The organism is Niallia circulans (assembly GCF_003726095.1).
GTDB classification, from domain to species: domain Bacteria; phylum Bacillota; class Bacilli; order Bacillales; family Cytobacillaceae; genus Niallia; species Niallia circulans_A.
In genome coordinates this window covers 1,786,376-1,809,757 of record NZ_CP026031.1, presented here as the reverse complement: position 1 = coordinate 1,809,757, position 23,382 = coordinate 1,786,376, and the positions used below count along the sequence as shown (strand labels likewise).

Sequence of the window (23,382 nt, the reverse complement as noted above, 5' to 3'; positions counted from 1 at the left end):
AGTTCCAATTTATACTTTTTTAATTTGAAAGTGTTTTGTCTTTTTATAAGTTTACTAATATTTCTCTCCGTTATCTAATTTCAATATGAAAAGAAAGGTTAGTGGGTGAGGCTGAACAAAAAAGCAAATAAAAACCACTAAACTTCAAGTGGTTTTCGTAAATTTATATTAATTTCCCATTATAAGCGTGCCTAGTATGTGGTAAAAAACAGGGAACAAAAACAATACTACATTGGCAATTATACCTACTAATGATAGGGTATCTCTACTCCGTTTATACCCTAAAAAGCCGATGACTGCTCCAATAGGACACACAAAAAGCGGCATAAGCACAGGTAATCCTTGAATCTTCTCCAACGGAATGATGTCTGTAAAAAAATTAACAATCAATAGTCCAAGGACAATTGGAAAAAGAATCGATAGTACACCTAAAAAGCTGCTTTTATTGCTTTGTTTTTCTCTGATATTCTGATGCACATTCATACTCCTTTCAAATTGCTTTTCATAAATTCATTTTTTGAAAACATGACAGGATAAAACTTTATATGTATACTTTACTATACAATTATTGGAAGTGTATGTAATTTTTTAAAAAAAGTTGTATTTTTACATTTAATAAGAGGGAGAATAATTTTGCTAATATCTGATAAACTGTACGGGAATTTTGAGATAGAAAAAGTTTTAATAGAATTAATAGAAAGTAAGCCAATCCAGCGATTAAAAGGAATTCATCAAGGGGGAGCAAGTTATTTAGTAAATGAAAACTGGAATGTCACGCGCTATGAGCATTCAATTGGGGTTATGCTTTTAATCCGAAAGCTTGGAGGTTCGATAGAGGAACAAATTGCTGGTTTATTGCATGATGTGTCTCATACTGCCTTTTCCCATATTATTGACTTTGTCTTAGATAAACAGAATGAGAATTATCATGAGGAAATATTTCTTTCTGTGATAAAGGATTCTGAAATACCGATAATCTTAGAAAAATTTCATTATGACTATGAGAAAATAATCGGAGACGATTCTAAATGGACCATTTTGGAGCAACCTGCACCAAAATTATGTGCCGATCGTGTGGACTATACATTACGAGATATGTATACATATGGAAAAATATCGTTAAAGGAAGTAGAAGGGTTTTTAGAAAATATTGTAATAGTTGAAGGGAAAATGTGTTTACAACATGTCGATTCGGCAGAATGGTTTGTTGAAACCTATTACAAAGAGGTCATCGATTTTTTCATGCATCCGTTAAATATTTATGGATATGACCAGTTAACAAAAGTTTTAAAAGCAGCATTAGCTCATAGCATCCTACAATTTTCTGATTTTCTAGGGGAGGATAAGGAGTTAATTCATAAAATAAGTACAGCCAAGAATGTGGAGCTCCAAATGCTATGGAATAAGCTCCATCCCAGTGTGAAAGTAGTCGAAGATGAAGAGGATTTTGATATCCATTTAAAGAATAAGGTTCGACTTATTGACCCATTAATTTTCTGCCGAAATAAACTAATAAGTGCTTCAAGCCTTTCGCAAAAAATTCAAGGGATGAATCATGCAGCTTTGCAAAAAGCGAGTAAAGGTGCTTATGTAAAAGTGATAGAAGCGTAAGGGAGTTGTTTTATTGGTTACTCTTTTCAATCCCTTCTGTACTAACTTTTAAGCATGCAAAGTAAATCCATATATCGTTCTAATAGATTAATAGATAACTATTGCCTCTGACTTACTGCATGATTCTTAAATTTAATGGTTAATCCCTTTCGAAAAAAGTCATATGTTGTTTTTCGGTTTTATAGTAATGGATGCGGTCACTTAATGTTCCAGTATGAAATTCGAATTTATGGCCATCTGGATCAGTAAAATAAATGGATTTTTTATCTTTTTCATCTCTTTCTCTGCCATCGAGAAGGGAAACATTAAGATGCTCTAATTTTTTTAATGTTTTATCATAGTCAGCTTCCTCTATCGAAAAGGCAATATGTGTATAAGAATGGTGAATCTCGTTTCTTGGAATATCTTTCTCTTCATTTAAGGCTAACCATATTCCGCCTAAATCAAAATAGGCGGTAGAACGACCTTTTACTAACAATTTTGCATCAAATACCTGTTGGTAAAAAAGAATAGATTTTTCTAAATTGGAAACAGAAAATAAAAAGTGATTAAGTCCTTTTATCATTGTAATCCCTCCTGTTATTATCATTTTTTAGAGTTAAGGTAAATCCTTTTTTAATAGTAATACAGTATATTAAAAGGATACTAGTTATTTAATGATAAAAGAGACATTTCCATTAAATTTTTTTCAGATAAACATAGCTTACTTTATCATATTCCATTTTCTCTTCATAAAAGCGATGGGCATCGATTCGCTGTAAACCAGAGGATAAAGATATGATAGGATAGTCATTAGCGACAGCCCACTCATGAACATAGTTTAATAATAGCTTTCCATATCCTTTCGACCGATGCTTGCTGTCTGTAATTAATTCGCATACCCAGATGAATTTGCCGTTATACAAGGTTATCATAGGCATAAACCCACAAAGGGCGACAATTTCATTCTGATTATAAAGTGCAATCAAACGGTAGTCTTCTTTTTGAACAGACTCTGACACTAATGTAAGATAAGTATCCAAATTTAATTGCTTTCTCAATTGTTTCATAACAGGAAAAGCTTTTTCCCATTCTGCTTCAGAAGTTAATTCTTTAATAAGTAATTGGTCATTTAACATATCCATTCCTCCCTTTCTATCTCTAATGTAATGGCAATCTGGTATAATCTAAAGTACCAGAATTGTCCTTTTTAAAGGTATCAGCTGAAGGGAAGGAGTGGATACTAATGCTAGAATTAACACCAATTTTACAGAAGGATAGTGGTAAGCCCCTTTATATGCAGTTAGCGGATTTTATTAAACAAGAAATTATGAATAACCATATTTCACCGAATGAAAAATTGCCATCGAAAAGAAAGCTGGCGGAACATTTGCAAATTAGTTTAAACACAGTCCAATCGGCCTATGATCAACTTTGTGCAGAAGGATATGTGGAAAGTATTCCGCGTAAAGGATTATTTGTATTAACTATTGATGAAGAATTTCGTAGCCGGCTCGATACTGAAGAGAATAAGGAAATGCAAAAGGTAGAACAGGCAAATCCTGTGAAAATAGACTTTAATTCAGGAAATGTCGATAGTAGCTATTTTCCTTATAATACTTGGAGAAAGCTTTCTATGCAATCGATATATGAAGACCAAAACTTCTGGTTTTCGAACGGAGATCCACAAGGGGAATTTAATTTAAGAGAGCAGATTGCTAAACACTTATATGCGACAAGAGGCGTAAACTGTCATCCTGACCACATTATTCTAGGTGCAGGTACGCAAATGCTAATTGGGTTAATTGGTTTATTAATCGGAAGGGATAAAACATACGCTCTTGAAAATCCAGGCTATCATCGAATTAGAGTTGTTTTACAAGATATGGGGATTAACGTTTTACCAATTTCGGTTGATGACAATGGCATGAATGTTTCACAGTTGAATAAGAGTAAAGCAAATATTGCTTATGTAACGCCTTCTCATCAATTTCCATATGGAATGATTATGCCTATTACACGTCGATTAGAATTGCTTAAATGGGCAGAAAAAAAAGGCGGTTATATTATAGAAGATGATTATGATGGGGAGTATCGCTATAAGGGAAAGCCGATTCCGGCACTTCAAGGACTAGATAAGAACAATCGGATTATTTATCTAGGAACCTTCTCAAAATCCTTAATTCCATCCCTGCGCATAAGCTTTGCTGTCCTCCCAAAATCTTTATATTCTACATATAGGAAGCATTTTACCGTGTATAAACAGACTGTTTCTCGCATGCATCAAGACACTTTGTATCGTTTTATTAAAGAGGGCCATTGGAATAGTCATTTAAATAAAATGAGAACATTATATCGAAAGAAGCGCCAAGTATTACTGCAAACGATTCAACATTATTTAGGTGGATTTGTAAAAGTGATTGGAGAAAATGCTGGTCTTCATATTGTTTTAGAAGTTTATACTGAGTGGACAGAAACACAATTAATAGAAAAGGCATTGGCCTGTGGAGTTAAGGTATATCCGCTTTCCATGTATTACTTTGAGAAACGCTATACAGGTAATCCAAAAGTAATTTTAGGGTATGGGGGATTAACAGACGCAGAAATGGATGAGGGTATTGGTTTACTGAGAAGTGCTTGGGAGATCTAGAGTGATTAATGAAATTAGCTAAACAAAAGCCATTTTTAAGATGACTTTTGTTTAGGAATTTTAGATTATTCTTGCGAGAAAATTATCGATATGTATCATGAGTAGGCGTAAATAAATCCTCGGCAGCATTGCGAACTATGGAAAAATGATCGACATTATAATGGCCATGTAATATTGTATTGTGATGCTTTATAATGGTCTCGGCAGAAAGGATAGAAGAATCGGTTGTGGAATGTCCATCCCCAACTAGGGTGACATCCATATGATTAACCGTTGCTGTTCGGACCGCTGTATCAATACAATAAGGAGTTTCGCACCCCATAATAACAAGATGGCGCATTTCTTTTTCCTGTAGATACTCTAATAAACCTGTTCCATAGAACGCGTTGGTTGCATATTTATCAAAGATTTTAACTTCGCGAGGGACATTTATATCGGGGTGAATGTCAAATCCAGGTCCTTTTCCTCCTGCAACATCTTTATCTCTTACAAAAATGATCTCTATCCCTGATTCAATAGCTTTCTTTATTACTAAATTGATTGTTTCTAATAAACCTTGTTTGTTATAGACCCCTTTTGCTTCTGCATTTCCTTCAACCAGCTCTTGTTGAACATCAATAATTAATAATGCTTGATTCAATCGAAAAACCCCTTTAAGTAAGAATAGTAGTAGCTTTTTAACTATGATATTATATTCGCGATTGTGGAGAGATTTTCCTTTTGGAGATTAAATAAACTTTTAGAGGCTTTTTATTCCAAGTATTAATTTGAAGGATTTTCTATTTTTAGTAGTTTGCTTAAGTCCTTCTCTTGAGTCGATAATAAGCACTGTTTTTCCAATCCAAATTCTAGTATATAGTGATTGAAATTTAATAGGTCTCTTTATTCCTTTTTCCTCAAACTCTGTTCCATCTTCTAATTCTGTTTCTGTTCGTATAAGCCATTTGTTGCCTATACCAAATTCTATGTATTTCAAACTGAATCCCCGTTTCTCCTATTTAGTTAAGGTGTTATTTCGATAAGAATAATATATTGGTGTTAAAATAATCGTTCAAAACCAAGATGAAAACCGCTTTTCAAGAGACAGAGCCCAAAAAAGGGTGTCATAAGCAAGATGAAAACCATTATTCAAGAGACAGAGCTCGAAAAGGTGTTCATAAGCAAGATGAAAACCACTATTCAAAAGACAGAGCTCGAAAAAGGTGTTCATAAGCAAGATGAAAACCATTATTCAAGAGACAGAGCTCGAAAAAGGTGTTCATAAGCAAGATGAAAACCATTATTCAAGAGACAGAGCTCGAAAAAGGTGTTCATAAGCAAGATGAAAACCACTATTCAAAAGACAGAGCTCGAAAAAGGTGTTCATAAGCAAGATGAAAACCACTATTCAAAAGACAGAGCTCGAAAAGGTGTTCATAAGCAAGATGAAAACCACTATTCAAGAGACAGAGCTCGAAAAGGTGTTCATAAGCAAGATGAAAACCATTATTCAAGAGACAGAGCTCGAAAAAGGTGTTCATAAGCAAGATGAAAACCATTATTCAAGAGACAGAGCTCGAAAAGGTGTTCATAAGCAAGATGAAAACCACTATTCAATAGATAGAGTCCAAAAAAGGTGTTCATAAGCAAGATGAAAACCACTTTTCAAAAGACAGTGCTCAAAACTAGCGTTCAAAACCAAGATGAGCTCCGCCCGCCTACAAAAACAATAAGTAAAATTGGCATTCATCCATCATAAAAAATGGTTCATAGAAAAATTCTATGAACCATTCGGGGAACAAGCTCCGAAAAAAACACTTATCCTATTAACGATGAGCTTCATAAACAGATGCTTTGGAAATCTTTTTAATGAATGCTATTTCATCCGCAGATAGAGGGGCACTGTTAACTGCTTTTGCGTTAGCGCGAAGCTGTTCTGCTGAGCTTGCTCCAGCAATGATGCTAGCAACAGCGGGCTGAGCTAAATTATATTGCACGGCAGCCTCTGTAAGTGTACGATTATCTAAGAATTTTTGTTCCAGTGTATGTAACACTTCTGTTAGTTCTTCACCAGAATAATCTAAATAGCCTTTCTCCGATAGTTTTTCACGATATTTAGGGCTTAATAGACCTTTTGCAACCGGTCCGCGAGTGACAACACTAATATTGTTTTCGGCAAGTAATGGCAGTGCTTCTTCCTCAGGACGTCTGTCCAAAATGCTGTATTGCATCATCACAGAAACAATCGAAGAACGTTTCACATATTCGCGAATGACATTAGGACGAATGGAGGAAATGCCATAATAATGAATAAATCCTTCTTCTTTTAATTCTTCAAATGCCTCAATCGTTTCCTCTATCGGATCTGCCATCGTGCCTCCATGCAGCTGATATAAATCAATATAATCTGTGCCAAGGCGCTTTAGGCTTTGTTTTACTTGTTCTTTAATATAGGCTTTACTTGCATCCCAAACCCAGCCTTCTTTTCCTTCTTCCCACTTATTGCCTACCTTTGTAGCAAGAATGACATCTTCGCGATTATTCTTGAAAAACTGACCGAGCAATTGCTCATTTTTCCCTTGATCATATAGATCCGCTGTGTCAAAATAATTAATTCCTTCTTCAAGTGCTGCTTCTAAAATTGGGAAAGCAGTTTTTTCTTCGGTACCGAGACTCATACAGCCTAGACCTAATTTGGAAACAAATAAGTTAGAATTGCCTAATTGAGACTTTTGCAAAATTGAACACCTCTCCACTAAAGATATCTCTTATTGTACGAAAGATGCTGTTTATTCACAAAGAATATGGCTTATTTTTGAGAGCTGTCAGCATTTGCGTTTATCCAATCTTTTACATAAGTAAATTCCGTTTGGTATTTTTTAAGAATATAGCGGATTTCCCAAGCCTTTCCTGATAAAATAATTCCTTTTTCCTGGATATATACTTTCAAAAGCTTCCCCCAATCCTTTCCATTGAACAGAAATGAAGTATAATAATCTATATGTCAGAGCTTTGGCTTAATAGAACAGGAGTGTGTCAAATGAGTACATTGGAAGAAAAAACATTAAAAACAGAGCATATTTATAGCGGGAGAATCATTCAAGTTCAAGTGGATGAGGTCGAATTGCCGAATGGGAAAACGTCCACGCGCGAACTTGTAAAGCATCCAGGCGCGGTTGCTGTAATAGCGATAACGGATGATAATAAACTAGTTATGGTAGAACAATATCGAAAGCCGCTTGAAAAAGTAATTGTGGAGATTCCTGCTGGGAAATTAGAAAAAGACGAAGAACCAGCTCTTTGTGCTAGAAGAGAGTTAGAAGAAGAGACGGGATATGAATGTGAATCTCTGGAATTGGTAAGCTCATTCTATACTTCCCCAGGATTTGCTGATGAAATTATTCATGTATATGTGGCAAAAGGATTAAAGCAAAAAGAAAATGCAGCCGGACTTGATGAAGATGAGTTTGTGAATGTATTAGAAATTACACTAGATGAGGCATTGGAATTTATCAAAGAAAAGCGTATTTTTGATGCTAAAACGATTTTTGGGGTACAATATTTACAAATTGCAAATTTAAAGGAGTAAAAATGAATTCGTATTACACTGATTTACATATCCATATTGGTAGAACAAAGAGCCGGAAACCGGTAAAAATAACAGCATCAAGAAACTTAACTTTAACGGCAATCATAGAATATGCCAGTAAGCAAAAAGGTCTTGATATGATTGGGATCATTGATTGCCATTCTCCTGAAGTAATATCGGAAATGGAGGAGTTAATAGCACAAGGGAAGATGCTGGAATTAGCCGATGGTGGGGTAAGAATGGAAGGGATTACGATTATTCTTGGCTCAGAGCTCGAAATATATGATTCTTTCTGTAAGGGTCCTATTCATGTGCTATGCTATCTACCGACATTGGCTAAAATGAAGGAATTTTCTAATTGGATTTCTCACCATATGAAAAATGTAACATTAAGCTCGCAGCGCCTTTATATCAGTGGAAAGGAATTACAGTATAAAGTAAAGGAATTAAATGGATTATTCGTTCCTGCCCATGTCTTCACACCGTTTAAAAGTTTATATGGCAGCGGAGTTAATCGTTCCTTTAAAGAAGTTTTAGACGAGAAAATGATTGATGGGATTGAGCTTGGTTTGAGTTCTGATACCGAGATGGCAGACCAAATCAGAGAATTACATTCTTTTTCATTTATAACCAATTCTGATGCCCATTCTTTAGAAAAAATGGCTCGGGAATATCAGGTCATGGAAATGGAGGACGCTTCTTTTGCTGAATTTGCAAAAGTTCTTCATCAAGAAGAAGGTAGAAAAATTATTGCCAATTATGGATTAGATCCGAAATTAGGTAAATATCACGAAACAGTTTGCATGAAATGCTATGCTCCATTTTCGGAAGCGACAGGGATCTGCACAGAATGCGGAAGTCATAAATGGGTAAAAGGGGTGGCAGCAAGAATTAGCGATTTAAAAGATGCAGCCAGTGCACCTAGTAGACCTCCGTATATTCATCAAATTCCGTTAGAATATATACCTGGATTAGGAAAAAAAACGCTGCAAAAATTGCTAGATTATTTTTCAACTGAAATGCAAATCATTCATGAAGCCCCCTATGAAAAGCTAGTGGAGGTTGTGCCAAAGAAAGTGGCAGATTATATTGTTGCAGCGAGAACGGGAATGGTAGACTTGCAAGTTGGCGGGGGCGGCAAATACGGCAAGGTTAGAGTAGATAAGTTATAGCAAAAATCCCACATCACAATTGTGGGATTTTCTGCATTATGCCAAAGAATAAAGACAAATATCTCTTAATTCTGCTGTATCGGCACTTAGTGTTTCATTTTTCAAAATCCCATCTAATGAGAAGCCAAGTTTTTCTGGGATAGCACGGCTTTTCATGTTGGTGGAATCTACTCGTATCTCAATACGATTAGCCTCAAGTGTACTTTGTGCGAACTGTATTAATGCTTTTGTACTCTCGGTAATATAGCCTTTTCCTGTATGAGCTGAATCACACCAATAGCCTATTTCAAACACGCGGACTTTCCAATCGATCGAATGTAGACCGGTTGATCCAATAAATTCATTTGTTGCTTTTAAATAAATATGTAATCGAATAGCTTCTCTTAAAATATATTTGGCATATGATTCTCGTACGCCTGCTTCCACTTCCTCTAGTGTTTGCTCCTGATTGGCAAAACTCATCCAAGGTTTAAAGTCTTCTTTAGACCGCTGAATGCTTTCATATACATCTTTGCCATCTCCTGGCATACAGGGGCGTATGACTAGCCTTTCTGTTTCGATCGTTTCTGGTAAATCGATTAATATTGGTTTCAAAACACTCACCTCCATTTGCTAATTCTATCGATCTCTATAATCAATAATATAATAATCTTATTATTTTTTCATTTCCATTAATAATAGATTTATAGTCATATGCCCTTTTTTTTTGCATAAACATTAACTAACAGAATTGGCGGGAGGAAAGGCAATGAAAAAGAAAAAATATCAGAATATCCTAGTGAATCATATACGCGATCATTCCTCAATTTACTTATTTATCATTGTATTGTTTTTAATGGGGGTTATTTTTGGTGCAATTGTAGTGAATAGTTTGTCTCTCTCCCAAAAGGAAGATCTCTATTATTATTTAACACAGTTTTTTGGACAGGTTTCAAATGGACAGGTAGCGGACAGTAAAGATTTGTTTTTTCAAAGCTTTTCGCATAATAGTAAGTATATAGGTTTTATTTGGCTGTTAGGTATTTCGATCATTGGATTGCCTATTATTTTAATTCTACTATTTATTAAAGGGATGGTAGTTGGTTTCACGGTTGGCTTTTTAGTAAATCAAATGGGATGGCATGGATTTTTACTATCATTTGTGTCGGTTCTGCCACAAAATCTAATTGTTATTCCAATTTTTATAATTTCTGCTACACTATCAGTAGCATTCTCTTTTAAAATGATTCGCCAGCAATTTATGAAGAAAAAGGGAGAACCAATGCTGCCGCTGTTTGCTAGATATACTATTCTTCTAATAATGGCCTTTATAGTAATCGGCATTGCTGCTGCAGTAGAGGCATATATTTCGCCATTATTAATGAAAGCTGTCATTAATATGGTACAATCTATTATTATTACTATCCCTTTTGGATAGTGGGAAGCTTGTTGATTTATTATCAATGATAGTCATTATAAATTAATAATTATTATTAATTGTTATTTATAATAATTTTTATTAGGATTCTTTTCCTACTTCTGTTATAATGAGATGGACAGTGGCTAGGGAGGGACTTTCGGAATGGAAAGTAGAATAGATAGAATAAAAAAGCTGTTGCATTCTTCGAGCTATAAATTAACTCCCCAAAGGGAAGCAACAGTTCGAGTATTATTAGAAAATGAAGAAGACCATCTCAGTGCAGAAGATGTATACTTACTCGTTAAAGAGAAATCTCCTGAAATTGGATTGGCAACCGTATATCGCACACTTGAACTACTAACGGAATTGAAGATTGTTGATAAAATAAATTTTGGTGACGGTGTTTCTAGGTATGATTTGAGACAAGAAGGTGCAGCCCACTTTCATCACCATTTAGTATGTATTGAATGTGGAGCAGTGGATGAAATTCAAGAAGATTTACTAGGAGATGTAGAGAAATTAGTAGAGCGTGACTGGAATTTTAAAATTAAAGATCATCGTCTAACATTTCATGGTATTTGTCATCGTTGCACGGAAAAAAGCGAGGATGTTTCATCCGCAGAATAAACCTTTTCAGTAGAGAAGGTTTTTTATTTTTGTTAATTACTAATCGAAAATAGGAATGTTACCTTTATCGCATTTACATAAGATACCAAATGAAAAAGTGGAAGTAAATTATTCAACGCATAACGCTTTAAATAATATTTATTTCTATTATAATAAGAATAATAGGTCCATTAGGTATATTAAATGTCCAATCTGGCATAGCTTGTATTATAGAAGTTATGGAGGGATTTTGGATGAGATGGACAAAAGCAATTATAAATACACTAAAAGTATTTCTCCTATTTACAGGATGTACGATTCTTTTTTATTATGCAATCGTTTGGTTTAATCAAGAATATCAACAACTACATCGCTATGATGAGCCATCAGGTTCTGCCATCAAGGTGAATGCAGATAATAGTCTGGAAACAGAAAAATATTCATGGAGGGATCGAATATTCCTGTTTTACTTAAATGGGGAATAGTCCTATGGAAGATCAATTAAAAGATTTTATACATTATTTATTAGTGGAAAAGGGTTTAGCGAGTAATACACTTGTATCATATGAAAGAGACTTGAAAAGCTATATAAAATATATGAAAAATGTAGAACAATGTAATCTCAAAGAAATACAGCGTTCCCACATTATTCGCTTTTTAGGTTTTTTAAAGGACCAAGGAAAGTCCTCTAAAACAATCGCACGACATATAGCATCTATTCGTGCATTTCATCAATTTTTATTCCGCGATCGTGTGCTTGAAGAGGATCCAACTGTACATATTGAAACACCGCAGGCAGAAAGAACATTGCCAAAAGTTCTTTCTATGGAGGAAGTAGAAGCACTGCTTGATTTTCCTCATAAAAATGACCATTATGGACTCAGAGATAAAGCGATGCTTGAGCTTCTCTATGCAACAGGAATCCGTGTGAGTGAGTTGATCAATTTAAATATGGATGATGTTCATCTTACAATGGGGTTTATCCGCTGTATAGGAAAAGGGAACAAAGAAAGAATCATCCCTATTGGCGGAGCAGCTACGAGGGCATTGGAGGATTATTTGCATCAAGGGAGACCAACATTTTTAAACCAAAAGAAATCCACGGAGCATTCCTTGTTCTTAAATCACCATGGCAATCGATTAACAAGACAAGGCTTTTGGAAAATTTTAAAGCGTTTAGGGAAGGAAGCCCATATTGAAAAAGAAATAACACCGCACACATTAAGACATTCGTTTGCAACTCATTTATTAGAAAATGGTGCTGATTTAAGAGCGGTGCAGGAAATGCTCGGTCATGCTGATATCTCGACAACTCAAATATACACCCATGTAACAAAAACTAGATTGAAAGATGTATATAGTCAATTTCATCCTCGTGCCTAGTGGGCGGGAGAGAGTTTTTATTTAAAAGGGTAAATAGTAAGGAGAAAAAGACACTGTCAGCAACTTATAAAACAGTAGCAGGAAAAGTATAGTTTACGGATAGCTCCTTGGATAAATTGAAGTCTTGGGGCTATTTTTGTTGTATTTAAATGTACTCTTCTTCATCAGCTTCATTCAAATATAGTTTTTTTTACTCGGCTCCATTTCCATATATTTTGTTTATTCGGATAAGAATTCTCTAAGTATTTGTATCTTTCTAAAAGTCCTCAATTCTAAGTATTCTTTCAATAAATCCTCATTAAGAAAACTCCTTTTTTCGTTATTTAACTTTCACATTTATAAAAGCAATAAAATATTAAATCCATTTCATCCTTATAAGGCTCAAGGATTGCAGGATTTCAAAAAATATACTAAGGAGGATAGAATCTAATTTTAGAAAATTTAGTAGGAAAAAGCAAAACTAGCGTTTGAGGGAGTCAAGTCTTTCGGGATTTAAAATTATCAGAGACAGCATTTGAATGAAGAGTTATTTAGGAAAATAAAGGAATATAAGTAGGTCTTTGGTATTTAGCTATTTTTCACCTTATCATTTTCCATTCCCTCATTTATAATATATGTATGTAAAATATTTACATGGCAGGGAGGGAGCCATTTGAATGATAGAAAACAGTTAAAGGCGTTGGCAATGAAAAAAATAGCTCAGCTCATGGATTCTTTATCCGATGAATCAAAGGATAAATATCGTACGGCAATCCATGCGTTTGCTGACTTATATCTGGAGGACGAGCTCGTCTTTCGGGAACTCTATTTTGCTTATAAGCAAGGGCTCCGTTCCTATGATATAAAGAGCACCAACCAGGAGGCCATTTATTATAGAAAAGAGGATAAGGAGCATGTGATTCAGTTTAGACAGTCCCATTATCGTTTACAGGACCATCTTTTCTTCCCCTTCGTTACTTCCTGCATAGAAATAATGAGAGAAGTGCTGCCATTAGGGTCAGTTGTGGAACTGAATCCCCTTTACTTTCTGCCAGAACAGCAAACTTCTTCAGCAGCCAAAATTGTCATCACTAAACGTTATACCGTTCCAACAGGCTATCAAACGTTTTTTCCGTACGGCGGTGTGGTTTATCCTGTAGGAGAAATGAAGAAAGATGCTATCCTTTATTTCACAGAGCCTTTGATTACAAATGTCCTACATATGGGTTTTAAAGATGAGATGGAAGAAGCATTTGAACTGCTTATGAAAGAAGAGCTAGTTGTAGAAAAAAAGATGACATCAATTGAGTTTTCCGCACAGGACATGCAATCGTTACAAGTGGAAATGGAAAGAGCTGGTGAAAGATAATGGCAAACTATACGTCAAGCTTTTCCTCTAGCTTAGTATCAAATATGATCTCTTTTTTGGAAGATGCCAAAGAGGGCATACAGAAAAATTTTGAGCAAATGGACTTAGAAAATGCCTCTGTCGAAGAAGAGATGCGGGAAAAAATAGAAGAAATGATTAGAGAACTGAATCGACTGATTGTCGCTATTGAATCCGTTCCTTTTAGATGAGAAAATAGGAGAGAGGAGTTTACCATTGGGAACCGCACAGATAAAGATGGATATCCGTGAGTTACAGGCAACTTTACAAACCCTGCAATCCAGTATCGATGAGTTTAGTAGTTACACAGACACCTTTCGTACAGGCACAAGAAATCAGTTGAAAAACTTTCATTCTGATTTCATCGATAAAGTGGATGCTATTCTGGATCATATGAATAATGATGTAAATAAAGAGTTAGTAAAAAATATGCATGCTGTCTATACAGCTGGTAAAAGTATATTGGAAGAAATGACAAAGGCAGACGAAGAAATCAGCAAGGACATTCGGAGCGGCCAGTCATGAAAAGGGACTTGAAAATTAACTATGGGATTCTGGATCAGATCATTGAACAGCTTCATACATATAAGCGGGCCCTTCATCAGATGCAGACTTCTCTAAATACGATAGCAGGCTATACAGAGAGGAACGCGGGAAAGAGTCTGGAAGCATGGGAAGATCTTATGCAGGAATCCAAGAAAAATATCCAAAGCTACCAGACGCAAATAGAGGATTTATTAACATTGTTTGAAAACTATGTGGCTGATACAACGGCCTACATTACCCCTATTTCCAGAAACAGCATGATGAGAGTCGATCGGAACGATATTTGGGGGAATCTCACCCAAATTGAATGGGGAGTAACCTATAGACTTAGCCGCGCCATTCAGGAAACATATCGGTCCCCCAGCCTTCTATTTAGTCTGTTTGACGATACAGATCTGGAAGAAAGAGAGCGAAGCAGATATAATAAACAACAGCTGGAAAGCATTCGAAATGATATGGAATCTGTTCAATCCAAGTTAAAAAATAAAATGGAAGAGCTGTGGGATCTCTATGAGTCAAAAGTAAAAAAGTATGAAAACACAGATGATGAATATGCAAACAAGGCCTCTCAGGTCAAGGATCGCTATACAACCTTCTCTGAAAAGGTAAGCGATGTGATTTCTGTAACAGCAGAGGGAGCTTGGGATTTTGTAAAGGGGCTCGCAGTAGCGATTTATGAGATAGCCAAAGGCCTTATTACGCTTGTGATCGATGCTGGAATCGTAGCCGCATCAGGAATCATTCCAGATTCTATAGAGCCGGATTTTCTAAAAAAAGCTTCTACGAAAAGGATAGAGAGTGCTACAGAAACGCTCGATGCGATTATACACGATCCCGCAATCGTCCTTGAATCGATGGCGCAGTCTATAACAGACACCGCTGAAAAAGAAGGGATCATGTATGTATCGGGAAGTGCAGCCACTTCCTTTATCCCATACGCCGGCCAAGCCAAATACCTTAAGCTGTTAAAAGGAGAAAAAAGTATCAATAAAGCCAGCGGAACCCGCTCAGTCGTTTCACGAAAAACAACAGAATCGCTCCAACGGATCGATGGAAGCAAGAAAGAGAACAGCCTATGGCCTAATGGCATAAAAAATAGTGGAAAACAATATGTCCAAGAAGTCACCCACTTCTTTAGACAAAACTTTATGCCCAATCCGTCCTTCCAACTAAGTACAGCGAATCAGGCTCCTATCAATGTGTGGAGCAGAGCCACAATAGAAAATCGGATGGATTCCATCGTTCCAGCCTCTTTGAGGAAAGTGGAAGGGAAGGGGACTACTAAGGGTACGGGTAATACTAGTAAGGCTTTTGATGATGTAGTTAAAGATGGTAGTCACTTTTTAGATGAATTTAAATTGAAACCTAATGTAAAATATGAAACGAATGGATATCTATATCAAACAGATGAACTAGGAAGAATTGAGAGAGCTTCTGGAGAATTAACGTTAGAGATGGGAGAACGTAATAGTAAACATCAGTTAGCTGCTGGTGGAGAAGACCGAGTTAAAGCTCCTAGTACTCAAGGCGATCATGGTGGACATTTAATCGGTACGCAATTTAATGGATCTCCGCTAATTGATAATATAGTTGCAATGAATGGTAATGTTAATGTAAGTGCTTATAAAAAATTGGAATTTGCTTGGGCAAAAGCTTTAAGAGATAAGAGGGAAGTTATAGTTGATATTAGACCTGTATATGAAGGGGATTCTGTGAGGCCAGTTAGCTTTAACATAAAATACAGAATTGATGGAGAAAAATTTAAAGCCAGTTTAAAAAATGTATATGGAGGAAAGTAAATGAATACAGAGAACATGGAAAGTATTTATCAAAAAGTAGCCATACAGTTAAACAATATTATTCCAGAACCATGGGAAAAAGTAATGGTATATTCAGAAGTTGATGAATATAGTGATTCGACGGTATTTTTCTACTATCCAAAAAATAAGCAGGAACCAATATACAGTTTAGATATTGAAGATATGGAAGGAATTGATGAAGACGAGACTGATCGACAATTAAATCTTCTTGACAGCATCTTTAGAGAGTTATGGGAAGAATTTAAAAGAAATAAGCAGGAACCTTGGACTAATTTAACATTTGAGTTATATTCTACTGGTAAGTTTGATATTGAATTTGATTATACTTTATTAGAGGAAGAAAATAATTATAATCATTATGAGAGATTAATTATATGGAAGTATAAAAAATTAGGAATTTTCCCTGATGAAAAGAGAGAAAGTGATGTGAAACTAATTAGAGAATATATTAATACACAAAAATGATTTCTACTAGAGTTATAGATATAAGGTGTTTGAAAATACATACTCCATGATGGTGTGCAATGATAGAATAGAAAACGAAGTACGAGCTTAGGCGAGATGACATTTTACTGTGCGACGAATATAAAGACATGGAATGGACATAAAACTAACGAACTCGTAAGTTTTAACGTAGTAGTTGTCATGACATACAATAGGTGTCATACTGTTATTACAAAACTTACAAATTTAATGTTTATTAAAAACATATGAACTTAAAGCACTTGATTGTCAATTAAAGACAACAAGTGCTTTTTTGTATGGAATGTACTCTTTAGACAACATAAATAATGAGTGTATGATTTCATTGCTCATGAAGATAGTATCATCATGGAGTATTGATTTTATATTTGGATTTTGTGAGAAGTACGATAACTAGGCGAAATAACATTTTAAATAGTAGGGGTGGTTTAATAACATGGAATGGCTGACAAACTAACGAGATTAGCTCCTGACGATAAACAAGAAGTAACACGAAAGTGCTTGCATGTGCTACCTTGGCTTAAAGTTTTTGGTTGGTTTTTTACTATAGACGGTCGTAAAATATTCGCTATTGGTTTTAAAATGGTAAATATTTAATCTGCCAGTGAAAAGGTAAGATTGTGGTAGGAAGGAATGAATGATTTATATTTTTTAGAACCAAAAGTATCAGGTGGCCAGGGGGAATATACCATTTAGGGAATAGAAGAAGAAATTGCAACAGAAGAGAGGGGATATCAGAACAGATAAAATATTTACATTATGAATTTGAAGGATGGATAGGAGCTAACCTTTTAGAGTCAACTCCTGCCTTCATCGTGCCAAGTAAACTTGGAACAGAATTAGAGAATAGTGATTTTATCGATTACAAAGTCAGATGAGTTTATAGAAATATATCCAGATAAAGAAATCCCTACATTTAGCAGACGTATTCTGCTTGGTAAAATGGAAGTAGAAGAAGAGAATTTTAAAAATTTGGTGAGGACATCATTTCTGTTTACCCCCTCAAGGCGAGTTAGTTGTAACTCTTCCACCTCTAACACAGGAATAAATTATATAAAACCATAGAGATATAAACAATTAGACTGACCTAGCAATATGGTGCAGTGATAAAACATCTTTGAGTTAGTACTTTGTTTAAGTGTACAGTTCAAAGGTGTTTTATGGGGCTCATTTATTTAGGTTAGTCAACTTCGAACAGTGTTCTTTTTTCTTTTCATCTGAAAAAAGGTATAATGAATAAGAAAATGGAAAACAATTTTTATTTTTCTAAAATGAAAGATAACAATCTTGAAAAAGATGTCAGACTTCTGACGATTATGCTATAATTTTTATGGTTAATAAAGATACATATAGTAGGACAAAATAGGTTAAATCATATGGTAAAAGGAGGAAAAAGATGTCAACATATAAATATAATCGCGTTTTCTTAATTGTAATGGATTCTGTAGGAATTGGCGAGGCACCTGATGCGAAAAAATTTAATGATGAAGGAGCACATACATTAGGGCATATTGCTCAAAGAATGAATGGTCTTCATATGCCGAACATGGCGAAATTAGGTCTTAGTAATATTGAGGAAATTGCTGGTGTTGAGCGTGCTGATAATCCACTTGCTTATTATACAAAAATGCAAGAAGCATCAAACGGAAAAGATACCATGACTGGACACTGGGAGATAATGGGTCTAAACATTGCAACACCATTCCGCGTATTCCCGGAAGGATTCCCAGATGAACTATTAAATGAAATCGAAAAAAAATCTGGACGCAAGATTATTGGAAATAAACCAGCTAGTGGAACGGAAATTCTAGATGAGCTAGGTGAAGAACATATGAAGACCGGTGCTTTAATCGTCTACACCTCAGCAGATTCTGTACTGCAAATTGCTGCACATGAAGACATTGTTCCTTTAGATGAATTGTATCGTATTTGTGAATTAGCAAGAGAATTGACACTCGATGAGAAATATATGGTTGGTCGCATTATTGCTAGACCATTTATTGGCGAACCAGGCAACTTTAAACGTACTGCAAATCGTCATGACTATGCCCTAAAGCCATTTGATCGGACAGTAATGAATGAATTGAAAGATAATCAAATTGAGAGTATTGCTATTGGGAAAATCTCTGATATTTATGATGGAGAAGGTGTGACCAAATCATTGAGAACGGTCTCTAACATGGATGGGATGGACAAACTAGTAGATACATTAAAAATGGATTTTACAGGTCTAAGCTTCTTAAATTTAGTAGATTTTGATGCTTTATTTGGACATAGAAGAGACCCAATTGGCTATGGAAAGGCATTAGAGGAGTATGATGCTAGACTGCCAGAAGTATTGGAATTACTGAAGGAAGATGATTTGTTAATCATTACCGCAGATCATGGAAATGATCCTATCCATCATGGGACAGATCATACAAGAGAGTATGTGCCGTTATTAGTATATAGCAAATCTTTAAAGGAACCGAAAGAACTGCCTCTACGTAAAACGTTTGCTGATATTGGAGCAACGGTAGCAGATAATTTCAGCGTGAAGATGCCAAAGCATGGCACAAGCTTCTTAAATGACTTAATATAAGGGGAATAAAAAATGAATTATACGATGATTAAGCAATCAGCTGATTTTTTAAAACAAAAGTATGCAAAAACACCTAAAATTGGTTTAATTCTTGGCTCTGGCTTAGGAGTTCTTGCAGAAGAAATCGAAAATCCAGTAAAAATACCTTATGAAGAAATCCCAGAATTTCCGGTATCAACAGTAGAAGGTCACGCTGGACAACTTGTATTCGGTACAATTAAGGGGATCGAAGTGGTAGCAATGCAAGGTCGTTTCCACTTTTATGAAGGGTATACATTTGATAAAGTAACTTTCCCTGTTCGCGTTATGAAGGAATTAGGAGTAGAAAAATTAATTGTAACTAATGCTGCAGGCGGGGTGAATGAAAACTTTGCACCTGGTGATTTAATGCTAATCTCTGATCATATTAATAATATGGGCACCAATCCATTAATCGGACCAAATGACAGTAAGTTAGGGGTGAGATTCCCTGATATGTCAGAAGCATATTGCAAAAGTCTGCGTGAAACAGCACGCAAGGTCGCAAGCAGTATTGGACTGAGTATTCAGGAGGGTGTCTATGTGGGAAACACAGGTCCATCATATGAAACGCCAGCAGAAGTAAGAATGCTTCGCGTATTAGGCGGCGATGCAGTGGGGATGTCGACTGTTCCAGAAGTAATAGTCGCTCGTCATGCAGGTCTGAAAGTATTAGGGATTTCTTGTATTTCTAATATGGCTGCAGGTATTCTAGATCAACCACTGAATCATGAAGAAGTAATCGAAACAACAGAAAAGGTAAAAGCAAACTTCCTGCAATATGTGAAAGAGCTAATTAAACATATAGGTGCATAATGAAGTTTTCATCCTAAAGAGTTACTGATTTACCGGTAACTCTTTAGACAGCTATATTTTTACACCGTTTACATAAATCAAAAAATTAAAAAAAAGCAGTAATTTGACTTGGGTTTTTGCAATTTTAAAGAAAATAATTCCATACATATGAAGGAGAATTCAAATTATGGCATTCAGAATGGTCGATTTAATTGAGAAGAAAAGGAACGGTTTAGAATTATCCAAAGAAGAAATCTCTTTTATTATTAAAGGCTATACAGATGGAACGATTCCTGATTATCAAATGAGTGCATTTAGTATGGCTGTGTTTTTTCAAGATATGACAGCAGCTGAACGTGCTGAATTAACAATGGCAATGGTTCATTCAGGAGATGTCATTGATTTATCTGCCATTGAAGGAATTAAAGTGGATAAACATTCAACTGGGGGAGTTGGCGATACTACCACATTAGTATTGGGACCATTAGTGGCATCAGTAGGTGTTCCAGTGGCGAAAATGAGTGGAAGAGGACTCGGTCATACTGGTGGAACCATCGATAAATTAGAATCAGTAAAAGGTTTCCATGTGGAAATAGAAAAAGAAGCGTTTATTGATCTAGTAAATAAGAATAAATTAGCGGTTATTGGACAAAGTGGGAACCTCACTCCTGCTGATAAGAAATTATATGCTTTACGAGATGTAACCGCGACTGTTAACAGTATTCCATTGATTGCCAGCAGTATCATGAGTAAGAAAATTGCAGCAGGCGCGGATGCTATTTGCTTAGATGTGAAAACAGGTGCTGGAGCATTTATGAAAACATTGGATGCATCCAGAGAGCTTGCTGAAGCAATGGTGCAAATAGGGAATAATGTGGGCAGGAAAACAATGGCGGTTATTTCTGATATGAGTCAGCCTTTAGGATATGCAATCGGAAATGCACTAGAAGTAAAAGAGGCAATTGATACATTAAAGGGGCATGGACCAGAAGATTTGACGGAACTATGTTTAACTTTAGGAAGTCATATGGTCTATTTAGCTGGAAAGGCAGAATCAACGGATAGAGCGAGAGAAATGCTGCAAGAGGTAATAGATAATGGCAAAGCGCTCGAAACGTTTAAAATTTTCTTAAGTTCCCAAGGTGGTGATGCTTCTGTTGTGGATCAAACAGATTTATTACCTAAAGCTAAATTTATAACGGAGCTTCCAGCAAGAGAATCAGGCTATGTCGCAGAAATAACAGCGGACAGCATTGGGACTGCTGCTATGTTATTAGGAGCTGGCCGAGCAACAAAAGAGTCAGAAATTGATCTGGCGGTAGGCTTAGTTTTACGCAAGAAAATAGGAGATAAAGTGGAGGCTGGCGAATCACTCGTTACAATTTATAGCAATACTGAAGAAGTAGACGATGTAATAAAAAATTGGTTGAAAATATAAAGCTTTCACCCAATGAAGTAAAAGCCCCTACGCTAATTTATGAAATAATTACAGAATAAGAAGAAAAGACTCACGATTGAAGCTAGCGTAATTGCTGATCATTTGTGAGTCTTTTGCTTTCTTTATTGAAGAGGAATAGCTAAAGTTTTATTGTACTTTTTCACATAATGCAATCCGCCAATATGCAGTTCCAGCGGCCGAGATTTTGTGTCAAATAGCAATGATCGCTCATTATTAATTGTTCCATCCTTGTTAGTGATCAACTGGTGATTGGTTGTTGTTTTTAAAGGAATTCTTTTTTGCTCTTCGTTAATAATACTTACTTTATCGAATAAAACAGAATCACTCGTGGAGATACTTATTGATAGCATATCATTTAACTGGATGTTCTTTATGGTTAATTCATCATTCTCTAATGGTATTACTCTATTTTCTTCTTTCTCTGTAAGCGCAATGGATTTATTTATCGATTTATAACCGATAAAGTCTTTCATGTGAATTTCGAGTGAATGGATATCTTCTGGAAGGCCATCATATTCAATCGAAAATGGATTGTTTTTGTTAATGGATGAAGAAGTAGTATAGCCTTCTTGGGAGAGAGGCTTACCATTTGCGACTAGCTCTACTCCATTAAAACCATAATTGAGTCGGTCATAATTATCGACATGAAACGAGCCTTCTATAACCGTTTGAGTAGGAGTAGCTGTGATTCTTTTAAAATGAATAGTACCTTTATCTACATTCCATTTTTTATTAATAGATTGCTTCATTTTTGTTTGTAATGCTTCCTTATGATTATAGGGAAAGGAGATATCAGTTGTACCTTCCATTGTTTCATCATCTTTCCAGTAAACATAGTGCAGCTGGAGCTTTTTCGAAAAAGCATTAATGGGATCAAAATTTAATATTCCCGTGATTTTTGTTTTGTCATCATTTTTTTCAAAAACAGAGCTATTCATTTTTGCATTTGTAAAAAAACCAGTAATGTTCCTTGGAGAAAAAATATGATCTAGATCATCTGGCAAGCCTTTATCATTTTCTAATGTAATATAAACAACCAATCTATTTTCATCGGACATAAGTCCATTGATTGTTAATACAGTACCATTTTCTAATAGATAAGACTTCTCAATATTTTGTCCGAATCCATTTTCATTTAAATCTTTTAAGGATTGATTCATAATGGTATCAAATCCTAACAGTTTTTTGCCGTAATAAGCCAATGCACTTGATTGATACGTCATAAAAATTAAGAGAATAATTGCAGCAGCAGATAAGGGGTACCATCTCTTTAGGTTAGGAGAGTTTGTTTTTTTATCAAAAAGTGCTTTGCTTAGTCGCTGTTCTAATTCTGGCGGAGCTGTTATTTCTGCGATTTTCTTTTTTTCCTCTAGTAGTTTATCCTCTAAAGATTTCACTTGTCTTCCCCTCCATACATCTTCTTTAATCGTTTTAAGCCATTGTGTATTCTAGATTTTACGGTGCCGGTAGATACTTTCATGATGCTGGCAATCGTCTCATTATCGAAATCGTGAAAGTACTTTAGCTTGATTGCTTCCGCTTGGACTGGGGTTAATTTTGTTAATAATTGTATAATGTCTAGTGTTTCTACTGAATATTTATATGGATCGGTTGTATGTAAAAGATTGTGCTGCTCTAAGTCATCCATAACTATTTCTCTACGTTCCTTTTTTAATTTCCCCTTACAAATATTCACTAAGATAGTTTTACTCCAGCTATAGAAAGATTCAATTTTTTCGAGCTGAGCAATTTTCTCATATAAGATGACGATCATTTCTTCCATTGCATCCATCGCATCATGAGAATTCCCCATATAGGAATACGCTAGACGATAATAATCGTCTTTTTGCTGCATCACTAATTGAAGCAAGGCTTTTTTATTCCGCTTTTTTGCCTTCTGTACAAGTTGTTCATCATTCATGTCTTCACCTCTCGCTTATAAGAGT

At 35.4% G+C, this 23,382-nt stretch carries 27 protein-coding genes and 1 pseudogene; 18 read left to right on the top strand and 10 right to left on the bottom strand.

The window, feature by feature from the left end; genetic code table 11:
• Positions 1–168 precede the first annotated feature (168 nt).
• The gene (locus C2I06_RS08680) at positions 169–477 is read right to left on the bottom strand and encodes a hypothetical protein (RefSeq protein WP_235850363.1); all 309 of its coding nucleotides are present in this window, start codon (positions 475–477) and stop codon (positions 169–171) included.
• 156 nt (positions 478–633) lie between these two features.
• On the opposite strand from C2I06_RS08680, the gene C2I06_RS08675 reads away from it, so the two are divergent.
• A complete protein-coding gene (locus C2I06_RS08675) occupies positions 634–1,611 on the top strand; it encodes an HD domain-containing protein (protein ID WP_123257875.1) in 978 nt (325 codons plus the stop codon).
• A gap of 139 nt (positions 1,612–1,750) precedes the next feature.
• Here the strand turns inward: C2I06_RS08675 and fosM are convergent, their stop codons facing one another.
• The gene (fosM, locus tag C2I06_RS08670) at positions 1,751–2,176 is read right to left on the bottom strand and encodes a FosM family fosfomycin resistance protein (RefSeq protein WP_123257874.1); all 426 of its coding nucleotides are present in this window, start codon (positions 2,174–2,176) and stop codon (positions 1,751–1,753) included.
• 112 nt (positions 2,177–2,288) lie between these two features.
• Positions 2,289–2,729: a GNAT family N-acetyltransferase gene (locus tag C2I06_RS08665; protein WP_123257873.1), complete on the bottom strand. Its 441-nt coding sequence runs from the start codon at positions 2,727–2,729 to the stop codon at positions 2,289–2,291.
• A 107-nt stretch (positions 2,730–2,836) separates the two neighbouring features.
• Here C2I06_RS08665 and pdxR point away from each other — a divergent pair, with 107 nt between their 5' ends.
• On the top strand, positions 2,837–4,240 hold the full coding sequence (gene pdxR / locus C2I06_RS08660; protein ID WP_123257872.1) for a MocR-like pyridoxine biosynthesis transcription factor PdxR: 1,404 nt from the start codon (positions 2,837–2,839) through the stop codon (positions 4,238–4,240).
• A gap of 82 nt (positions 4,241–4,322) precedes the next feature.
• Here the strand turns inward: pdxR and C2I06_RS08655 are convergent, their stop codons facing one another.
• The gene (locus C2I06_RS08655) at positions 4,323–4,880 is read right to left on the bottom strand and encodes a cysteine hydrolase family protein (protein WP_095334182.1); all 558 of its coding nucleotides are present in this window, start codon (positions 4,878–4,880) and stop codon (positions 4,323–4,325) included.
• Positions 4,881–4,979: 99 nt separating this feature from the next.
• On the bottom strand, positions 4,980–5,216 hold the full coding sequence (locus C2I06_RS08650; RefSeq protein WP_123257871.1) for a DUF3977 family protein: 237 nt from the start codon (positions 5,214–5,216) through the stop codon (positions 4,980–4,982).
• A gap of 138 nt (positions 5,217–5,354) precedes the next feature.
• On the opposite strand from C2I06_RS08650, the gene C2I06_RS24955 reads away from it, so the two are divergent.
• Positions 5,355–5,504 carry a hypothetical protein gene (locus C2I06_RS24955; RefSeq protein WP_164463646.1) on the top strand — a complete coding sequence of 50 codons (150 nt, stop codon included), beginning with the start codon at positions 5,355–5,357 and terminating at the stop codon, positions 5,502–5,504.
• 109 nt (positions 5,505–5,613) lie between these two features.
• On the top strand, positions 5,614–5,865 hold the full coding sequence (locus tag C2I06_RS08645) for a hypothetical protein (RefSeq protein ID WP_123257870.1): 252 nt from the start codon (positions 5,614–5,616) through the stop codon (positions 5,863–5,865).
• 180 nt (positions 5,866–6,045) lie between these two features.
• Here the strand turns inward: C2I06_RS08645 and C2I06_RS08640 are convergent, their stop codons facing one another.
• Positions 6,046–6,957: an aldo/keto reductase gene (locus tag C2I06_RS08640; protein ID WP_123257869.1), complete on the bottom strand. Its 912-nt coding sequence runs from the start codon at positions 6,955–6,957 to the stop codon at positions 6,046–6,048.
• Positions 6,958–7,028: 71 nt separating this feature from the next.
• A complete protein-coding gene (gene mciZ, locus C2I06_RS08635; protein ID WP_047940302.1) occupies positions 7,029–7,169 on the bottom strand; it encodes a Z-ring formation inhibitor MciZ in 141 nt (46 codons plus the stop codon).
• 90 nt (positions 7,170–7,259) lie between these two features.
• Between mciZ and C2I06_RS08630 the strand changes: the two genes are divergently transcribed.
• Together C2I06_RS08630 and C2I06_RS08625 are read left to right on the top strand one after the other, a co-directional pair.
• Positions 7,260–7,808 carry an NUDIX domain-containing protein gene (locus C2I06_RS08630; RefSeq protein ID WP_123257868.1) on the top strand — a complete coding sequence of 183 codons (549 nt, stop codon included), beginning with the start codon at positions 7,260–7,262 and terminating at the stop codon, positions 7,806–7,808.
• Between the two features lie 2 nt (positions 7,809–7,810).
• Positions 7,811–8,980: an endonuclease Q family protein gene (locus C2I06_RS08625; RefSeq protein WP_123257867.1), complete on the top strand. Its 1,170-nt coding sequence runs from the start codon at positions 7,811–7,813 to the stop codon at positions 8,978–8,980.
• 36 nt (positions 8,981–9,016) lie between these two features.
• Here C2I06_RS08625 and C2I06_RS08620 read toward each other — a convergent pair whose 3' ends face one another.
• A complete protein-coding gene (locus C2I06_RS08620) occupies positions 9,017–9,574 on the bottom strand; it encodes a GNAT family N-acetyltransferase (RefSeq protein ID WP_123257866.1) in 558 nt (185 codons plus the stop codon).
• Between the two features lie 154 nt (positions 9,575–9,728).
• On the opposite strand from C2I06_RS08620, the gene spoIIM reads away from it, so the two are divergent.
• The 12 genes and pseudogenes from spoIIM (at position 9,729) to C2I06_RS08560 (ending at position 21,474) form a co-directional block, all read left to right on the top strand.
• The gene (gene spoIIM, locus C2I06_RS08615; RefSeq protein ID WP_123257865.1) at positions 9,729–10,397 is read left to right on the top strand and encodes a stage II sporulation protein M; all 669 of its coding nucleotides are present in this window, start codon (positions 9,729–9,731) and stop codon (positions 10,395–10,397) included.
• 144 nt (positions 10,398–10,541) lie between these two features.
• Entirely contained in the window at positions 10,542–11,006 is a 465-nt protein-coding gene (gene fur / locus C2I06_RS08610) for a ferric iron uptake transcriptional regulator (protein ID WP_095334167.1), read from the top strand.
• Between the two features lie 233 nt (positions 11,007–11,239).
• Positions 11,240–11,470, top strand: coding sequence for a YqzK family protein (locus C2I06_RS08605; RefSeq protein WP_047940308.1), 231 nt, complete (start codon positions 11,240–11,242; stop codon positions 11,468–11,470).
• Between the two features lie 4 nt (positions 11,471–11,474).
• On the top strand, positions 11,475–12,368 hold the full coding sequence (gene xerD / locus C2I06_RS08600) for a site-specific tyrosine recombinase XerD (protein WP_095334178.1): 894 nt from the start codon (positions 11,475–11,477) through the stop codon (positions 12,366–12,368).
• 652 nt (positions 12,369–13,020) lie between these two features.
• A complete protein-coding gene (locus C2I06_RS08595; RefSeq protein ID WP_095334371.1) occupies positions 13,021–13,716 on the top strand; it encodes a DUF4176 domain-containing protein in 696 nt (231 codons plus the stop codon).
• Positions 13,716–13,925: a hypothetical protein gene (locus tag C2I06_RS08590; protein ID WP_095334370.1), complete on the top strand. Its 210-nt coding sequence runs from the start codon at positions 13,716–13,718 to the stop codon at positions 13,923–13,925. Before C2I06_RS08595 ends, C2I06_RS08590 begins: the two co-directional genes overlap by 1 nt.
• Before the next feature lie 25 nt (positions 13,926–13,950).
• On the top strand, positions 13,951–14,259 hold the full coding sequence (locus C2I06_RS08585; RefSeq protein WP_047940544.1) for a hypothetical protein: 309 nt from the start codon (positions 13,951–13,953) through the stop codon (positions 14,257–14,259).
• Entirely contained in the window at positions 14,256–16,079 is a 1,824-nt protein-coding gene (locus tag C2I06_RS25485) for a DNA/RNA non-specific endonuclease (RefSeq protein ID WP_249928294.1), read from the top strand. Before C2I06_RS08585 ends, C2I06_RS25485 begins: the two co-directional genes overlap by 4 nt.
• On the top strand, positions 16,080–16,565 hold the full coding sequence (locus tag C2I06_RS08575; protein ID WP_123257864.1) for an immunity protein YezG family protein: 486 nt from the start codon (positions 16,080–16,082) through the stop codon (positions 16,563–16,565).
• Positions 16,566–17,979: 1,414 nt separating this feature from the next.
• Positions 17,980–19,164, top strand: coding sequence for a phosphopentomutase (gene deoB, locus C2I06_RS08570; RefSeq protein WP_095331741.1), 1,185 nt, complete (start codon positions 17,980–17,982; stop codon positions 19,162–19,164).
• Between the two features lie 12 nt (positions 19,165–19,176).
• On the top strand, positions 19,177–19,998 hold the full coding sequence (locus C2I06_RS08565) for a purine-nucleoside phosphorylase (protein ID WP_095331743.1): 822 nt from the start codon (positions 19,177–19,179) through the stop codon (positions 19,996–19,998).
• 166 nt (positions 19,999–20,164) lie between these two features.
• Positions 20,165–21,474: pseudogene (locus tag C2I06_RS08560) on the top strand (pyrimidine-nucleoside phosphorylase).
• 63 nt (positions 21,475–21,537) lie between these two features.
• Here the strand turns inward: C2I06_RS08560 and C2I06_RS08555 are convergent.
• On the bottom strand, positions 21,538–22,833 hold the full coding sequence (locus tag C2I06_RS08555; protein ID WP_123257863.1) for a DUF4179 domain-containing protein: 1,296 nt from the start codon (positions 22,831–22,833) through the stop codon (positions 21,538–21,540).
• Positions 22,830–23,357, bottom strand: coding sequence for an RNA polymerase sigma factor (locus tag C2I06_RS08550; protein ID WP_095331749.1), 528 nt, complete (start codon positions 23,355–23,357; stop codon positions 22,830–22,832). Before C2I06_RS08550 ends, C2I06_RS08555 begins: the two co-directional genes overlap by 4 nt.
• Positions 23,358–23,382: the final 25 nt, after the last annotated feature.

What these genes read in the sequence shown, in the direction of transcription:
- fosM (WP_123257874.1), bottom strand. Translation starts at nt 2,176, where the DNA reads ATGATAAAAGGACTTAATCACTTTTTATTTTCTGTTTCCAATTTAGAA.
- C2I06_RS08665 (WP_123257873.1), bottom strand. Translation starts at nt 2,729, where the DNA reads ATGTTAAATGACCAATTACTTATTAAAGAATTAACTTCTGAAGCAGAA.
- pdxR (WP_123257872.1), top strand. Translation starts at nt 2,837, where the DNA reads ATGCTAGAATTAACACCAATTTTACAGAAGGATAGTGGTAAGCCCCTT.
- C2I06_RS24955 (WP_164463646.1), top strand. Translation starts at nt 5,355, where the DNA reads ATGAAAACCATTATTCAAGAGACAGAGCTCGAAAAGGTGTTCATAAGC.
- C2I06_RS08645 (WP_123257870.1), top strand. Translation starts at nt 5,614, where the DNA reads ATGAAAACCACTATTCAAAAGACAGAGCTCGAAAAGGTGTTCATAAGC.
- C2I06_RS08630 (WP_123257868.1), top strand. Translation starts at nt 7,260, where the DNA reads ATGAGTACATTGGAAGAAAAAACATTAAAAACAGAGCATATTTATAGC.
- C2I06_RS08625 (WP_123257867.1), top strand. Translation starts at nt 7,811, where the DNA reads ATGAATTCGTATTACACTGATTTACATATCCATATTGGTAGAACAAAG.
- spoIIM (WP_123257865.1), top strand. Translation starts at nt 9,729, where the DNA reads ATGAAAAAGAAAAAATATCAGAATATCCTAGTGAATCATATACGCGAT.
- fur (WP_095334167.1), top strand. Translation starts at nt 10,542, where the DNA reads ATGGAAAGTAGAATAGATAGAATAAAAAAGCTGTTGCATTCTTCGAGC.
- C2I06_RS08605 (WP_047940308.1), top strand. Translation starts at nt 11,240, where the DNA reads ATGAGATGGACAAAAGCAATTATAAATACACTAAAAGTATTTCTCCTA.
- xerD (WP_095334178.1), top strand. Translation starts at nt 11,475, where the DNA reads ATGGAAGATCAATTAAAAGATTTTATACATTATTTATTAGTGGAAAAG.
- C2I06_RS08590 (WP_095334370.1), top strand. Translation starts at nt 13,716, where the DNA reads ATGGCAAACTATACGTCAAGCTTTTCCTCTAGCTTAGTATCAAATATG.
- C2I06_RS25485 (WP_249928294.1), top strand. Translation starts at nt 14,256, where the DNA reads ATGAAAAGGGACTTGAAAATTAACTATGGGATTCTGGATCAGATCATT.
- C2I06_RS08575 (WP_123257864.1), top strand. Translation starts at nt 16,080, where the DNA reads ATGAATACAGAGAACATGGAAAGTATTTATCAAAAAGTAGCCATACAG.
- deoB (WP_095331741.1), top strand. Translation starts at nt 17,980, where the DNA reads ATGTCAACATATAAATATAATCGCGTTTTCTTAATTGTAATGGATTCT.
- C2I06_RS08565 (WP_095331743.1), top strand. Translation starts at nt 19,177, where the DNA reads ATGAATTATACGATGATTAAGCAATCAGCTGATTTTTTAAAACAAAAG.
- C2I06_RS08550 (WP_095331749.1), bottom strand. Translation starts at nt 23,357, where the DNA reads ATGAATGATGAACAACTTGTACAGAAGGCAAAAAAGCGGAATAAAAAA.